The sequence below is a fragment of the Pseudomonas sp. SJZ103 genome (genome assembly GCF_007828335.1).
Lineage (GTDB): Bacteria > Pseudomonadota > Gammaproteobacteria > Pseudomonadales > Pseudomonadaceae > Aquipseudomonas.
This window is the reverse complement of record NZ_VIUN01000026.1, coordinates 1-17,111: the sequence shown is the minus strand read 5'-3', so window position 1 is coordinate 17,111 and position 17,111 is coordinate 1. Positions and strand designations below refer to the sequence as shown.

Below are 17,111 nucleotides of genomic sequence, written 5' to 3'. Positions count from 1 at the left end.
TCCTGTGGGAGAGGGGTATGAGCCTGCTGCCCTACGCCTGGGCCAAATCCCAACGCATCCTCCTGCGCCCCGGCGAGGACGGCATGCTGCTCACCGTCTGCCCCTCGACCCCCGGCTGGTCGATCAGCGAAGTGCAGCGCCAGTTCGGCCAGTCGCGGGTTGAGCAGGTACGCGACGATGAACTCGACGGCCTCCTCGCCAGCGCCTACGCCGACACCGGCAGCGCCGCCGCCGTGGTGGGCGCGGCGGAGAACGAAGTCGACCTCGACCGCCTGATGCAGGACATGCCCGAAATCACCGACCTGCTCGACACCCAGGACGGCGCGCCGGTGATCCGCATGATCAATGCCTTGCTCACCCAGGCGGCGCGGGACGAGGCCAGTGATATCCATATCGAGCCGTATGAAACCCACTCCGTGGTGCGCTACCGCGTCGACGGCACCCTGCGCGATGTGGTGTCGCCGCGCAAGGCGTTGCATGGCGCGCTGGTGTCGCGGATCAAGATCATGGCCCAGCTCGACATCGCCGAAAAACGCCTGCCCCAGGATGGTCGTATCGCGCTGCGCGTGGCCGGGCGGCCGATTGATATTCGTGTGTCGACGGTACCCACCGGGCACGGCGAGCGCGTGGTAATGCGCTTGCTCGACAAACAGGCCGGGCGTTTGCAGCTGGAGACCCTGGGCATGGAGCCGCAGTTGCTGGCGCGCCTCGACACCTTGATTCGCCAGCCCCACGGCATCGTGCTGGTCACCGGGCCCACGGGCAGCGGCAAGACCACCAGCCTGTACGCCGCGTTGGCACGGCTGGATGCGAGCACCAGCAATATCCTCACCGTGGAAGACCCGGTGGAATACGACCTGCCGGGCATCAGCCAGATCCAGGTCAACGCCAAGATCGACATGACCTTTGGCCTGGCCCTGCGAGCGATCCTGCGCCAGGACCCGGACATCATCATGATCGGTGAAATCCGCGACCTGGAGACCGCGCAAATCGCGGTGCAGGCCTCGCTCACCGGGCACCTGGTGCTGGCGACCCTGCACACCAACGATGCGGTGTCGGCGGTCAACCGCCTGATCGACATGGGCGTCGAACCGTTCCTGTTGGCCTCGTCACTGCTGGGCGTCCTGGCGCAACGCCTGGTCCGCCGCCTGTGCCCGCATTGCAAACAGGAAGACCCCGCCGCGCCTGGCACCTGGCGCCCGGTGGGCTGCGCGCAGTGCAATCAGATCGGCTACAGCGGGCGGACCGGTATCCATGAATTGTTTTGCGTCGACGACGAGGTGCGCAGCCTGATCCACCAGGGCGCCGGCGAGCAGGATCTGCGCGTGGCGGCGCGCCGTGCGGGGATGTTCAGCATGCGTGAGGACGGCGAGCGCTGGGTACGCAGCGGCGCCACCGCGCCCGAAGAAATCCTGCGCGTGACACGGGACGCCTGATGAATCGCTACCGCTATGAAGCCGCCGATGCCAGCGGCAAAGTCGAGGCCGGGCACCTGGAGGCCGACAGCCAGAGCGGAGCGTTTGCGGTGCTGCGCAGCCGTGGTTTGACCGCGCTGCTGGTGCAGGTCGAGGGCGGTCAGCAAAGCGCCGCCGGCAGCAGCCTGTTCAGCGCCAAACTGTCGGACAACGACCTGGCCTGGGCCACGCGGCAACTGGCGAGCCTGCTCGGCGCCAGCCTGCCCTTGGAGGCGGCATTAAGCGCCACGGTGGAGCAGGCGGAGAAAAAACACATCGCCCAGACCCTGGCTGCCGTGCGCGCCGATGTACGCGGCGGCATGCGTCTGGCGGATGCGTTGGCGGCACGGCCACGGGATTTTCCGTCGATCTACCGCGCACTGATCGCGGCGGGGGAGGAGTCCGGTGATCTGGCCCAGGTGATGGAACGCCTGGCCGACTACATCGAAGAGCGCAACAACCTGCGTGGCAAGATCCTCACCGCGTTTATCTACCCCGGCGTAGTCGGGCTGGTGTCGATTGGCATCGTGATTTTTTTGCTCAGCTACGTGGTGCCCCAGGTGGTCAGCGCGTTCTCCCAGGCGCGCCAGGACCTACCGGGGCTGACCCTGGCGATGCTCAACGCCAGCGACTTTATCCGTGCCTGGGGCTGGCTGTGTTTCGGCGGTATCGTCGGGGGGGGCTGGGGTTGGCGCCTGTACCTGCGCAACCCCGTGGCGCGCCTTAACTGGCACAGCCGGGTGCTGCGCTTGCCGCTGATCGGGCGCTTTGTGTTGGGCCTGAATACCGCGCGATTTGCCTCGACCCTGGCGATCCTCGGCGGTGCCGGCGTGCCGCTGTTGCGGGCGCTGGAAGCGGCGCGGCAAACCCTGTCCAACGAGCGCCTGAGCCAGTGCGTCAACGATGCCACGGCCAAAGTGCGCGAAGGCGTCAACCTGGCCCCGGCACTGGCGGTGGAAAAAGTCTTCCCGCCGGTGCTGATCCACCTGATCGCCAGCGGCGAAAAAACCGGCTCGCTGCCCCCGATGCTGGAGCGGGCGGCGCAGACCCTGTCGCGGGATATTGAACGACGGGCCATGGGCATGACGGCGTTGCTGGAGCCGCTGATGATCGTGGTGATGGGCGCGGTGGTGCTGGTGATCGTGATGGCGGTGCTGTTGCCGATCATCGAGATCAACCAACTGGTGACCTGAACACACCAAAAAACCAATGTGGGAGGGGGCTTGCTCCCTCCCACATTGGACCCTGTCTGTTCAGTTGATGTTGGGGCGGGCCGGTATCGCCAGACCCCAACCTCGGGTTCCTCACTCCGTCACATCCAGGCCCCGCGTCACAGCCCGCGCCGCCTTGACGAAACCCACGCTGAAACCTCGCTGTCACCTGCCGCCAAACCGCTCAAAACCGTGACCAAAACACCCGAGAATCTTTTTAAAATCAAGCCCTTCCTCCCGAGGTTTTTTCCTATAACCGTCATCGGAAACTGCGACTTTCTCTCCATGGTTTTCACCCCCGGCCACCCCCGCAACATGGCTTGGGACCGAAGCCATGGCGTCATGCAAGAGCCATCTACCCCAAACGTACAAACACGACGAAAGGAGATTCTTCATGTTTAAGCGCAACGTTCTCGCGGTATCCATGACCCTCGCTGCACTGTGCTCGGCACAGGCTGCAGTGGCTGACATCAACGGCGGTGGTGCCACCCTGCCACAAGCGCTGTACCAGACCTCCGGCGTACTCACCACCGGTTTCGCCCAGTACATCGGTGTCGGCAGCGGTAACGGCAAGGCAGCCTTCCTGAACAATGACTACACCAAGTTCCAGGCTGGCGTGACGAACAAGAACGTGCACTGGGCGGGCAGCGACTCCAAGCTGAGCGCCACTGAGTTGTCGACCTACGCGTCTGCCAAGCAACCGACCTGGGGTAAGTTGATCCAGGTGCCATCGGTGGGGACTTCGGTTGCCATTCCTTTCAATAAAAGCGGTTCCGCCGCTGTAGACCTGAGCGTTCAAGAGTTGTGCGGCGTGTTCTCGGGCCGTATCAAGACCTGGGACGGGATTTCCGGTTCTGGCCGTACCGGTCCGATCGTTGTGGTTTATCGCAGCGAAAGCAGCGGCACCACTGAGCTGTTCACCCGTTTCCTGAATGCCAAGTGCAACGCAGAAACAGGCAACTTCGCCGTCACCACCACCTTCGGCACCAGCTTCTCCGGTGGCTTGCCTGCCGGCGCCGTTGCTGCTACTGGCAGCCAAGGTGTAATGACTGCCCTGGCCGCCGGCGATGGCCGCATCACCTACATGAGCCCGGACTTCGCCGCCCCTACATTGGCCGGCCTGGACGACGCTACCAAAGTGGCTCGCGTGGGCAAAAACGTCGCCACCAACACCCAGGGCGTTTCGCCAGCCGCCGCCAACGTGTCTGCCGCCATCGGCGCAGTACCGGTACCGGCTGCCGCTGATCGTTCCAACCCGGACGCCTGGGTTCCAGTCTTCGGCCCAGACAACACCGCCGGTGTGCAACCTTACCCAACCACAGGCTACCCGATCCTGGGCTTTACCAACCTGATCTTCAGCCAGTGCTACGCCGATGCCACCCAGACCAGCCAAGTGCGTGATTTCTTCACCAAGCACTACGGCGCCTCCAACAACAACGATGCAGCCATCACCGCCAACGCTTTCGTTCCGCTGCCAACCGCTTGGAAAGCCACCGTTCGCGCCAGCTTCCTGACCGCGAGCAACGCCCTGAGCATCGGCAACACCAACGTCTGCAACGGTATCGGTCGTCCGCTGTAACCCACGCTTTCAACGACCTGCACCATCTGATCAGCAACGGCCTGTGCCGTTGCTGATTTTTGCGTTTGTGCGGTTTTTCGACCCGTTAACAGCCCTATATGAACTTTGCATGACAGAAGTTCAGTCCCGTCTCTCGCCAACCGCCTAACCCTCATACGTGAGCCTGTCTTGCTCCCTGCGTGATAACAAAGAAGGAAGATCCCCGATGGTCCGCTGCAAATCACCGGTAAACCTGAAAGCCCAAGAAACTGTGCTGCGCCTCAAGCCCCTGGCCCAGGCCATTGCGTTGTTGATGGTGGCGGGCAATGCCCATGCGGCTACGGCGTTCAGTTCCAGTTGGTTTGCCGAGAAAGGTGCGAGCCAGGCGGCGACGGCGGCGCGGATCAGTGCCGGGCAGGTGCCGGGGGTTCCTTCGCTGAACCAGCAGGCACGGGTCAACCAGCAGTTGGCGCGCTCCATCAGCACCTTGAACACCAGCGTCGCGGCGATTGCGGCGCAGCAGGCAGCGCAAGCGGCGGGACGCCAGGCGGCGTTCGGCCAGGTCTCGACGATTCCCGATGGCCTCGGCAAAGGCGGCCTGCAGGTGGATAACAGCCTGACCCAGGGCTGGACCAACGCCAAGGGCCCGACCCAAACCCAGTCCGGTGGCAAGACCACGGTGAGTATCGAGCAGACCGCCGACAAGGCGATTCTCAACTGGGAGACGTTTAACGTCGGGCGCAACACCACGGTGGATTTCCAGCAGCAGTCCAGTTGGGCGGTGCTCAACCGCGTCAACGACCCGAATGCACGGCCCAGTGAGATCCAGGGCCAGATCAATGGCGCCGGCACGGTGATGATCGTGAACCGCAACGGCGTGGTCTTCAGTAGCACCAGCCAGGTCAACGTACGCAACCTCGTTGCTGCCGCTGCGAACATCACCGACCAGCAGTTCACCCAGAGCGGTATTTACGTGGATGGTAACGGCACCCAGCCGACCTTCACCGACGCGGCAGGCAAGGTCGAGGTGCAGCGCGGTGCGCTGATCCAGACCCACAACCCGGCCACTTCGACGGATGCGGGCGGCTATGCCTTGCTGCTGGGTTCGGAAGTGGACAACGCCGGTACTATCAGCACCGCCAAGGGCCAGACCACCCTGGCTGCCGGCGACAGCTTCTACATCCGCAAGGGTGTCGGTACCACTGGCAACGACCGCTCCACCACGCGCGGCAATGAAGTCGCCACCAGCCTCAAGGCTGGCAGCAGCGCCGGCAAGGTCAGCAACAACGGCCTGATCATGGCGTCCACCGGGGACATCACCCTGACCGGGCACCAGGTGCAGCAAAATGGCGTGGCCCTGGCCAGCACGTCGGTGGACACCCGTGGCACGATCCACTTGCTCAATTCCGCCACCGACACCACCGGCAGTGTGACCCTGGGCGAGGGCAGTACCACTTCGATCCTGTTGGACAGCAGTGGCAGCACTGCGCTGAACAGCCAGCAAAGCAATGGCCTGATCAAGCTCGACGGCATGCCCGCCAACTTGATCACCGGGCAGTTCAACAACCTCAGTGCGGTGGCCGACCGTACCGACCAGTCGCGCATCGAGATCGTAAGCGGCGGCACCGTGGATTTCCAGAAAGGCTCGATCGCCCTGGCCACCGGTGGGCAGGTCGCGGTCAGTGCCGCCGGGCGTAGTCTGGTGCGCGATGGGGCGATGATTGATGTATCCGGGGCTGTCGGCGTCAAGGTGTCGATGGAGTCCAACAACATCAAGATCAACGTACAGGGGAACGAGCAGCGTGACGCGCCGGTCAACCGTGAAGACGGGAAGCTGATCAACAACGATGTGTGGGTCGACCTGCGCGATCTGGTGTTTGTGCCCGCAGGCACCAACGGCTATGCAACGGATCGCTGGTACACCGCCGGCGGCCTGCTGGAAGTCGGTGGTTACCTTGGCACCCAGGGCCACTCGGTGGGTGAGTGGATGGCCCAGGGCGGCACCGTGACGTTTACCGGCAAGGATGTGGTGACTCAAAAGGGCGCGCAGATCAACCTCTCGGGCGGCACCGTGGATGTGCAGGCCGGGTATATCCAGCAGACCTGGCTCAAGGGCCCGGACGGGCGCCTGTATGAGCTGTCCAACGCGCCGGGGGACATTCTCTATTCCGGGTTCTACAAGGGTTATGAAGACACCAGCAAGCGCTGGGGCCAGACCGATTACTACTACAACCCTATGATCGCCAAACAACGCCGTTTCGAGAGCGGTTACACGGTGGGCCGCGATGCGGGCAAGCTGGTGGTCGGCACCACCAGCGCGGTGCTGGAAGGCCAGGTGATCAGTGATGTGTTCCAGGGCGATCGCCAGACCCAGGCGCCGAACATCAACCTCGACGGTTACCAGCAATCCCAGAAGGCCATGGCCCAGCGCGCGCAGTTGATCATTGGCGGGTACACGCCGGTCTACAACAAGACCACCGGCACCCTGCGTTATGCGCTGACCGGCACTGCCGATGAAGTATTGATTGACCGCAACACGCAGAAAATCGCCGATGGCCTGGACCTCACCACCGCATTGCCGGCGGATCGCCAGGGCAAGATGGTGCTCGACAGTGATCAGCTCAATGGCTATCAACTGGGGGCGATCAAAGTCGGCGTCACGCAGCAGATCAAAGCAGGTGTCACGCAGCAGATCACCGTCAAGGGTGCGCTCAATGTGGCGGACGGCGGCGAGATCACCCTGTTCGGGCCTGTGGTCAACATCAACGCCAACCTCACGGCCCATGGCGGCACCATCAACTCGGGTAACATCCTCAATCAGGTCAATCTCAATTCCGGCAATGCGCTCGACGATGTGATCCTCGCGGGCAGCGGGCGGGTCAATGTGGCCGAAGGCGTCAAGCTGGACGCCACCGGGCGTTGGAACAACCTGATGCTGGACCCGAACAACCGCGAAGGCGTGGCGTATGTGAACGGCGGCAAGGTATCGCTGCGCGGCACCGGCAACGTGAGCCTGGCGGCCGGCAGTGTGGTGGATGCGTCTTCCGGGGCCACCCTCGGCGTGGATGGCAAGCTCACCGGCGGCAAGGGCGGTGACGTGACCTTGGGCGCGCTCGGCTCCTTGGTGCTGGACGGCGAGATTCGCGGCTATGGCGTCAATGGCGGCGGCACCCTGGCGTTGCAGGCGCTCAAGGTACAGATCGGCGAGAGCGCCACCGCGCCCGACGTCGGTACCGTGCAACTGTCGGGCGATTTCTTCAACAAGGGCTTCTCGGCCTATGACATTACCGGCAACGAAGGCCTGCTCGTCACGAATGGCACTCAGGTGGATGTCACTACGCCGGTCTACCGTTTGGGCGAGCAGACGCTGGCCGCGCCAAGTGGCAGCGACCCCGCCACGGCCTTGGAGCGCTGGACGCCGGCGCTCTACCAGGAAAACCCGACCCAAGGCGTGCTGACCCAGCGTCGCGGTGCCAGCCTCACGTTGACGGCCGGCTCCAAGGATTCCACCGCCGCACAACTGGCGAGCACCGCTCTGACCGTGGGCCAGGGTGCGGTGATCAATGTCGACCCCGGCCAGGGCATCAACCTGCGCAGCGTTGGTCAGTTGACCCTGAACGGCAGCCTGAATGCCTGGGGCGGCAGTGTCAGCCTGGGCGGACTGAGTGTGTCACCAAAGGCCTGGGAACAGCCGATCGCCGCTGGCCATGACCGCTCGATCTGGGTGGGCGAAGATGCGTTGATCGACGTTGCATCGCGAGCGGTCACGGCGGTGAGCAATCGGGGCAACGTGTACGGTCAGGTCCTCAATGGCGGCAAGATCAGCATTGGCGGCGATATCAACCTGACCACCGGGATTGCCAGTGCCGGCGATGTGTTTGTGGTGGTCCGTGAGGGCGCGCGCCTGGACGCGTCCGGTGCCCAGGCGATGCTCGACGTGCCCGGTCAGGGCCGTGTGCCGGTGTCCAGCAATGGCGGCAGTATCAGCTTTGCGTCGAACAACGGCCTGTACCTGGACGGCAGCTTCGTTGCCCGTGCGGGCGGGGCGGGGGCGGCGGGCGGCAGCTTGGCCCTTGCGCTGGAAAGCCCGTATTACCTCAAGGCCGGCGTCAACGACAGTGTGCTCAAAGTGCGTGAACTGGTGCTCAGCCAGACCCATCAAACCAGCCCGAACGCCAGCCTGGAATACGGCCATGGCCATCTCGGGGTGGACCAGGTCACCGCCGGCGGCTTTGACAATCTTGCGCTGCTCAGCAACGGCTTGCTGAGTTTTGACGGTGATGTGTCGTTGAGCATGGGCCAGAGCCTGCGCCTGTACGGTGGCAGCTATAACCTCAGTGAAAACGCGGCGGCCAGTTCGCGGGTCAACCTGTCGGCGCCATACCTGTTGTTGGCCGGCCTGCTCGCACCCGCAGAAACCGGCAAGGAGGCCTATACCCGTGCAGTGCCGGTTTTGCCCAATCCATCGGTGCTGGCCACCACGGCGCAGTTCAACGCCAACGCCAACCTGATCGACGTGCGTGGCAATGTGGTGTTCGGCAACAAGAGCTATCTGTTGCGGCCCGACAACAGCCAGGCCAGTCTTGAACGGCGTGGGTTTGATGATGTGCAACTGACCAGCCAGGGCGACTTGCGCTTCCTGGCGGGGGCGGGGGCAGATGTGATTGCCCAGGGCATCAGCACGCAATTAGTGACCAGTGGTGACATGACCCTGCGTGCGGCGCAGTTGTACCCGGCGACTGAAGTCGGCGCCCGGGTACTGGCGGGCTATGTGAATAATGCTGCCAGCAATGGCACAGGCTTCAATTACGATCCGACACGCACCCTGACCATCGCACGCACCGGTGACAGCAATGCCGCCATGCCTTACTCGGCCTTTGGTCGTCTGCAATTGGGCGGGCCCACCATCAAGCAGGGCGGCGTGGTGCGTGCGCCCCTGGGGCTGATCGAGATTGGCAACCTGGGCTCTACCAACGTGCAACTGCTGCCGGGCAGCATCACTTCGGTGAGTGGCAAGGGCTTGGTATTGCCTTACGGCGGTACCGTGGATGGCCAGATCTACAAGTACAACGGCAAGACAGTGACGTTTATCGGCCAGGGTGGCGGCAACAGTGCGGGCAGCCTGAACGTTGGGGTGATTCTCGGTGGCCAGCAGTTGACGGTGCTGCCGCAGGCGACGGTGGATCTGTCCGGCGGTGGCGAACTGCTCGGCGCCGGATTTACTTCCGGGCGCGGGGGCTCTACCGATGCACGTTACAACCCACTGGTACAGTTCGGTGCGAACGGCGGGTTTGTACTGCCGGGTCTGAGCACCAACCCGATCTATGCGATTGTGCCGGGCGTGCAACCGGGCTATGCACCGGTGGCGCCGGAAGGTGGCGCGGTCGATCCGTTGATCGGCCAGCAGATCACAATCGGCGCCGGCGTGCCGGGCCTGTCGGCCGGCACCTATACCCTGATGCCGTCCACCTATGCGTTGATGCCTGGGGCTTTCCGGCTCGAGATCAACGGCCTGGCCGGGATGGGCGCCGACGGTGCGACCCAGGCGTTGCGTAATGGCTCATGGGCCACGGCAGGGCGCTTGTCCATCGCCAATACCGGTATCAGCAACAGTACGGCCAGTCAGGTGATTCTCACGTCGGCCGATATGTTGCGTCGTTACTCCCAATACAACGAAACCGGCTACGCACAGTTCGCCGTGGCCGACGCCACCAGGCTTGGTGTACCTCGGGCACTGCTGCCGGTGGATGCCAAGACCCTGCAACTGGCCCTGCGGCCAGGCGCAGGTGCGGATGCCTTTTCGTTCCAGGGGATCGGCCGCTTCGAGGCCGCTGATGGCGGTTACGGCGGTACCGTATCGCTGATAAACGAAGAAAAGGGCAGCTTGGGAATGGACATCGAAATTGTCGCGGCAGGCAACGCGGCTACCGCCAATTTCAAAGGCATTACGGTGGATGCGGACAGCCTGAATGCAATGGGCGCGGCTCGCCTGCTGATCGGTGGAGTGACCTATGTCACGTACGGCCAGGGTGGCAACTACATCAACCTCCCCAGCAGTATCACCAGTTCCATGATCCTGCGCGACGGCGCGAAACTGGCGGCACCGGAGGTATTACTGTTGACCTCCACCGGAAAAATTACGCTCGAACAAGGCGCCTCGATCAACACGATAGGCCAGGGCAAGGCCAGCTACGACGCACGTGACGGTTTTATCTACAACCTGAGCAATGTGCTGGCGGTGTCCAACGGTTTGCTCAACGTAGTCGCCGCGCCGTCATTGGGCGAAGTCATCAGTGGGGGCATCCAGTTAGGCGTGTGCAACAGCGCGCCCTGCAGCGGCCAGACAGCCCTGTATTCCGAAGGCAGCATCGTTGCCTTGACCGACAGCTCCCTGCAGATGGGCGATGAGGTGCGCTATGGCACCCGCCACCTGAACCTGGGTGTGTCCAGCATCAACGTCGGCAGCCCCGAAGCCCTGGCCGATGCAGCCGCCAACAATCGCCTGCCGGTGGGCATGACCCTCAACCAGCAAGTGCTGGAACGCCTGCTGCGCGGTGACACCCAATTCGGCGCCCCGGCGCTGGAAACCCTGCAACTGTCGGCGCGTGACAGCTTTAACTTCTACGGCACCACCACCCTGGACACTTATGACGCCGTGACCGGCAAGTCGTTGCTGAGCAACCTGATGCTGTCCACGCCGGCGATCTACGGCTCTGGCGGCTTGAACGACGTGGCGACTATCCACACCGCCAACCTGATCTGGCAAGGTGCCGTCGCGCCGCCTGTGGCGGCGGTGACCGGCGGTGCCGGCAGCGGCAGCGGGCGCCTGGACATCAATGCCGAGCGTATCGAATTCGGCTATGGGGATTTTGCCCAGCCGAGCACGACCAAGACCTTCGACCGCCTCGCCCTGGGCTTTGCCAACGTCAACCTCAATGCCAGTGAGCGCATCACCGCCAACCACAAGGGTAGCCTCTCGGTGTACCAGAGCCAGGGCGCGTTTGATGCGATCAAGGGCTTTGCCTACAGCGGCGGCAACCTGAATATCCTCACGCCGCTGATGACCGGTGAGGCCGGTTCGGTCAACCGTATTACCGCCGGTGGCGCGATTGATGTCAGCGCCTCGGCTGGCGCAGTAGGCAAGGTGGACGGCATCGGCGGCGAATTGTCATTGCAAGGCGATAGCCTTCGCCTGGCCACTGCCGTGGTACTGCCCAGCGGCAAGGTCACCTTGGGCGCGCGGGGCGACGTGGTATTGACCGATGCCGCCTCGATTGATGTGTCCGGCCGGGCCATTGCCTTCAATGACTTGACCAAATACAGCGCAGGCGGCGAGGTTTTGCTGGAGAGCCGTGCCGGCAATGTGCAGCAGGCCGCCGGTTCGACCATCGACCTGTCGGCGCAGCACAACCAGGCGGGCAAGTTGCGCGCGGTGGCGGTGGACGGCGCTGCGGGGATCGTCGACCTGGCAGGCAAGATCATCGCCGGCAGCAGCGGTGACTACGATGCCGGTGGCACGCGGGTGCCATACCTCGCGGGTGCGGTGGAGATCCAGGCCCAGCGCCTGGGCGGCAGCGGTACCCTCAGCGACCAGTTCGCAGCGCTCAACCAACGCCTCAACCAAGGCCAGGTTTACGGTGCGCGTAGCTTCCAGCTCAAGCAGGGCGACCTGACCATCGGCAATGACGTCAAGGCCAACAGCGTCAACGTCTCGATCGACAATGGCAGCCTGCGCGTGACCGGCCTGGTGGATGCCAGCGGCGAGCGCGTGGGCAGCATAAACCTGGCCGCCAAGCAGGGCCTGACCCTCGACGGCAGCGCCGTGCTGGACGCCCATGGCACACAATTGCGCGTGGACAGCTACGGCAAGATCATCGATTCGCCTAACCGCGCCATCGTGGTCCTCAGCTCAGGCCAGGGCCAGTTGACACTGGCCAACGGCGCGCGCATCGACCTGCGCCATGGCACCGAGGCCGCGACCGGCAATGACGGGCGCAGCCGTGGCACGCTGGAACTCAACGCGCCGCGCGTGGGCGGCAATGACATCGTCATTGACGCCAGTGGGCAGTTGACTATCCAAGGCGCGCGTTCGATTGCGCTCAACGGCATGAGAACCTACGACGATGCCCCGACCAACACCGATAAAACGCCCAATGGGCGCCCGTACCAAGTGATTGATCAGGACTACCTCACGAAAGTCGTCGATCCAGCAAATACGGATTTCATCAACGCCGCGCGTGTTAACAGCAACTTGCTGCAGAAGCTCGCCGGCTTGAACAACGCAACTTACGGTGATGTGTTCCACCTGCGCCCCGGCGTAGAGATCATCAGCAAAACCCCGGATGGCGACCTTGTAGTGCAGGGCGATCTGGACCTCTCCGGCTATCGCTACGCCAGCCTCAAATCAACGGCCAAGACCGAGTCCGGCAGCCTGACCCTGCGCGCCGGTGGCGACCTGAATATCTATGGCAGCATCAACGACGGCTTTGCCACGCCACCGCCCACCGACGATGACAGTGGCTGGGTGCTGCGCGCCGGTATCGACTACACCGGCGGCACGGTGGTGGTGCCGGGCAGCGGCGTGACCCTGGAGGTGGGCACCGTGTTCCCCGCGGGCGCTGCGCTTAATTTCGATGTACTGACCAACCCCCTGTTTCTGCCGCCGGGCACCCGATTGCCCGTCGCGGCTACGCTCAAACAACCGTTGGTACTCCCGGCGGGTACGGTGTTGGCGGCGGCTGTTCGGGATGCCTCGGGCAATGTGCTGTTCGCGGCGGGCACGTTGCTGACTCAGAGCCAGACCCTCGCCATCGGCAGTGTCCTGGATGCCGGCAGCCTGTTGAGCACGTCAGCCAGTGTCGACGGCTTGATCTGGCCCAAGGGCGTGCCATTGGCCACCAAGGTGACGCTGACCGCCAGCCAAGCGCTGCCCCGGGGCGCCCTGTTGCCGTCGGGGACAGACGTGAAGCTGCCGGGCGGCGTGGAGTCGGTGACGTTGCGTGACGCCGGCCATCCGGGCAAAAACTGGGCAATTGCTCCCATGCTGGAGGAGGGTGCGCAGTCGTGGTCGATTCGCCTGGTTGCGGGGGCCGACACTGAGGCAGCCGACAGTCGCCTGCTGCAACCGCATCCGGTAAGCGGCAATCTGCGATTGGCGGACAGTCACTATGGGACGTTCGGGAAAGGAGCCCAGGTCTGGACCGAGGAGGGCTCCATGGGGTGGTTCGGCGATGACAGCATGGTAGGCCAACCGGTTGATTTCGATGCAATACAATACCCAGGCGTATGTGACGACCTCCCGGAATACTGCGTTATCAGTGGTGAGGCCTACACGCTGCTGGTGGGCGGCAGCACTCGCTTCAGCGTAATCCGCACCGGCGCTGCAGACCTTGACCTGCTGGCCGCCGGCAACCTGAGCATGGAGTCGCTGTTCGGCGTATACACGGCAGGCAGCTCGTCCACCGGCACCTCGCCCAACGATCCGTATAACCTCAAGCGAGCCCTGGGCAGCAATGGCAAGGTATTGGCTAACGCCGGGGGCAACGAAAAGCTGGTCAACGCAGACACCGGCAGCCTGTACCGTGCCTGGTACCCGGATACGGGCGGCAACTTGCTACTTAAAGTGGGCGGCGACCTGACGGGCAATATCACCAGCCCGGCGCAGAATGGCGTTGGTCGTCCGGTACCCAGCGACCAGGGCCAGGATTCAGCCAACGTCGGCAACTGGCTGTGGCGTCAGGGCAATGGGCTCAGTGGGAGCCAGGCGCAAGCCACCGCCTGGTGGATCAATTTTGGTTCCTACGTCGCCACCGACCGTTCGGACCAGATGGTCGGGTTCACCGGGTTTGGCACCCTGGGAGGCGGCAACCTGAATGTTGATGTGGGGGGCGATGCAGGACTTATCAGCCCTGTCTCGTCAGCAGCTCTGAACGTCAATCGCCGCAGCCAAGGCCTGGTACTGGCAGTCGGCAGCACCGGTCGGGTCGGGGCCGATGGCAGTGTACAACTGACGGGTGGCGGTGATCTGAACCTGCGGGTCGGCGGAGCGGTTAACCCCGCCAGCCAGACCTTTGCAGAGCACCTCAATGGTGCGCTGGTGAACCTGCGTGGGCACGTGCAATTGACCGGCGGCGCCCTGGGCAGTCTGACGCTGCGGTATGGCAATCAACTCAAAAACCAGAGTCCCAGTGAGGTACGCGCCTACGATCCGTTGCGCGCCACTTCGGCCTTTGCTGCGGGAGGTTTGAGCCTGTTGCCGGGCGACGCCACTTTCAGCCTGTCCACCCGTGGCGACCTGGTGTTGCAGGATGTCGCCGACCCTGGGCGCGCGCCGCAGATGAACGCCTTGAGCTTCGTCAATAAGGGGGTCAACGGGATTGGGCAAAGCTGGTTCAGCCTGTGGACCGACCGCACAGCAGTGGACCTGTTCTCTGCCGGGGGCAACCTCACGCCCCTGACCCAGACCCTGGAAACCGATATGGCGGCGGTCTATCCCGCGACATTGCGCGCGGTTGCCGCTAACGGCAGTCTCTATTACGGCAGCGCCTCGACCAGTAATCCTGGCGACGTGCAGCCGCTCAGGGCGCTGGTACTCGCACCTTCGTCCAATGGGCAACTGGAATTGCTGGCCGGTGATTCGATCTCCGGCGGCGATCTGACGATCAGCCGCTCCAGTGCAGCACCCGATAGCCTGGCGACTATTCTGCGTCCGGCCTTCGCCGGTTTCCTGACTGATCAAAAAACGGCAATAGTGGGCAGTGGCAATCTTTCCAGCGATGGCAACCTTGCCACCTTGACGGTGTCTCCACTGTTTGCCTTTGGCCCCAACACCGCCAGCATGGCTTGGGGTGATGCCCTGGAGCCCGCGCGTTTCTATGCGCTGAGCGGGGACCTGCTGGGCGTCAACAGTGGGCGTGCCCTCACGATCACGGGGGCAAGTGACGCTCGGCTCGGGCAAACCTTTTACGAAGGCGCAGGCTCGGTGTGGATGCAGGCCGGGCGCGATATTGTCGGCAGCGGCACGCGCTTGAGTGGTGCCAGCGGTGGTGTCACGGACACGGGGCAATACACCTTCATCGGCAACCTGTTCGTACACAACAGCCCCACCGATATCTCCATCGCCAGCGCCGGCCGCGACATCCTCTACAGCAGCTTCAACGTTGCCGGCCCCGGCACCCTGGAACTGACGGCGGGGCGCAACATTCAGATGGAAGACAAAGTCGCCGTGAACAGCCTGGGTGCTGTGGCGGCGGGCGACAGCCGCCCTGGCGCAAGCATCGTCATGCAAGCCGGCATGGGCCCCAATGGTCCGGATTACCGCCGCTTCGTCGAGGCCTACCTGAACCCCGCCAACCTGGCGCAACCGGGGGAATCCCTGCAAGGCGCCAAGGTGGCCAAGACTTACGAAAACGAGCTGGTTACCTGGCTCACCGAACGCTTCGGCTTTGCTGGCGACAGCGAACAGGCCCGTACCTACTACGCCGCACTGCCCGCCGAACAACAACGGATCTTCGCCCGCGACGTGTACTTCGCCGAACTCAAGGCCGCCGGCCGTGAGTACAACCAGGACGGCAGTGTGCGCCAGGGCAGCTATGTGCGTGGTCGTGCTGCGATTGCCCGGTTGTTCCCCGAGACCGACGTGGCCGGCAACCCGATCACCTACAAAGGCGACATCACAATGTTCGGAGGCGCGGGCGTGCACACCAACTTCGGTGGCTCGATCCAGATGCTCACGCCGGGTGGCCGCCAGACGTTCGGCATCGAAGGCGCCGCACCGCCGTCCACGGCTGGGGTGATCACCCAGGGCGCCGGAGATATCCAGCTGTACTCCCTGGGCAGCATCCTGCTCGGCCAGAGCCGCATCATGACCACCTTCGGCGGCTCGATCATGGCCTGGACCAGCGAGGGCGACATCAACGCCGGGCGAGGCTCCAAGACCACCGTGGTGTACACGCCGCCCAAGCGCGTCTATGACAACTGGGGCAACGTGAGCCTGTCGCCGTCGGTGCCGAGTACCGGTGCGGGGATCGCCACGCTCAACCCGATCCCGGAAGTGCCGGCGGGGGACATCGACCTGATCGCACCGTTGGGCACCATCGATGCGGGGGAGGCGGGGATTCGGGTGTCGGGTAACGTCAACATCGCCGCCTTGCGGGTGGTGAACGCGGCGAATATCCAGACCCAGGGCAAGTCGTCCGGGGTGCCGGTGTCGGCCACGGTCAACACTGGTGCCATGAGTTCAGCCAGCGCGGCGGGGGCGGCGGCGTCCCAGGCCGCAGAAGACGCGGCGCGCAGCCAGCAGGCGGCGGCCAAACAGGGCCGGCCGTCAATCATGACCGTGGAGGTGTTGAGCCTGGGCAGCGAGCCGTTGCCGCGCGATCCGGAGCCGCAGCAGAAAAACTCCAGCTACAACCCCAACAGCCCGGTGCAGGTGCTGGGCGCGGGGCCGCTGAGTGAACAGGCGCGGGCGCGGTTGACGGATGAGGAGCGTAAGCAGATCAGTTTGTAGAACTTTAGAAGGACCTCTCGATGTACCGTTCGGGGCGATCAGTGATCGCCCCATTTTTTTGGCGGAAGCAGAAGGGTGGCGAGCTTATAGCCGAGCGGTATTGGGGGGGACTCGGTTAAAACTGTGGAGGCTCGGGAGCCGACGACTCTCTAACGGGTGCCCTGGGAGTGAAATGTGGGAGGGGGCTTGCTCCTGATGGCGGCCTCTGGGCCGACCATTTGCTGGGGTTGGAATGAGTACATATCCGTTGCTGCGGTAACGGCGACTTAGGGTTCCGCTCTTACAGCGGGTCACTTTTGGAAGAGCGCCAAAAGTAACCAAAAACGCTTCGCCCCAACACTCGGCACCTCGCCTAGGCTCGGTGTGCCCTCACTCCGGCT

Annotated in this window: 4 protein-coding genes; all 4 read left to right on the top strand. The window is 63.7% G+C overall.

The window, feature by feature from the left end:
- The first annotated feature begins 17 nt into the window (after positions 1–17).
- Positions 18–1,436 carry a type II secretion system ATPase GspE gene (gene gspE, locus FBY10_RS30805; protein WP_131700675.1) on the top strand — a complete coding sequence of 473 codons (1,419 nt, stop codon included), beginning with the start codon at positions 18–20 and terminating at the stop codon, positions 1,434–1,436.
- The gene (gene gspF / locus FBY10_RS30800; protein WP_145338722.1) at positions 1,436–2,647 is read left to right on the top strand and encodes a type II secretion system inner membrane protein GspF; all 1,212 of its coding nucleotides are present in this window, start codon (positions 1,436–1,438) and stop codon (positions 2,645–2,647) included. Before gspE ends, gspF begins: the two co-directional genes overlap by 1 nt.
- A 412-nt stretch (positions 2,648–3,059) precedes the next feature.
- A complete protein-coding gene (locus tag FBY10_RS30795) occupies positions 3,060–4,244 on the top strand; it encodes a substrate-binding domain-containing protein (protein ID WP_145338721.1) in 1,185 nt (394 codons plus the stop codon).
- Between the two features lie 205 nt (positions 4,245–4,449).
- Entirely contained in the window at positions 4,450–16,731 is a 12,282-nt protein-coding gene (locus FBY10_RS30790) for a filamentous haemagglutinin family protein (RefSeq protein ID WP_145338720.1), read from the top strand.
- Positions 16,732–17,111: the final 380 nt, after the last annotated feature.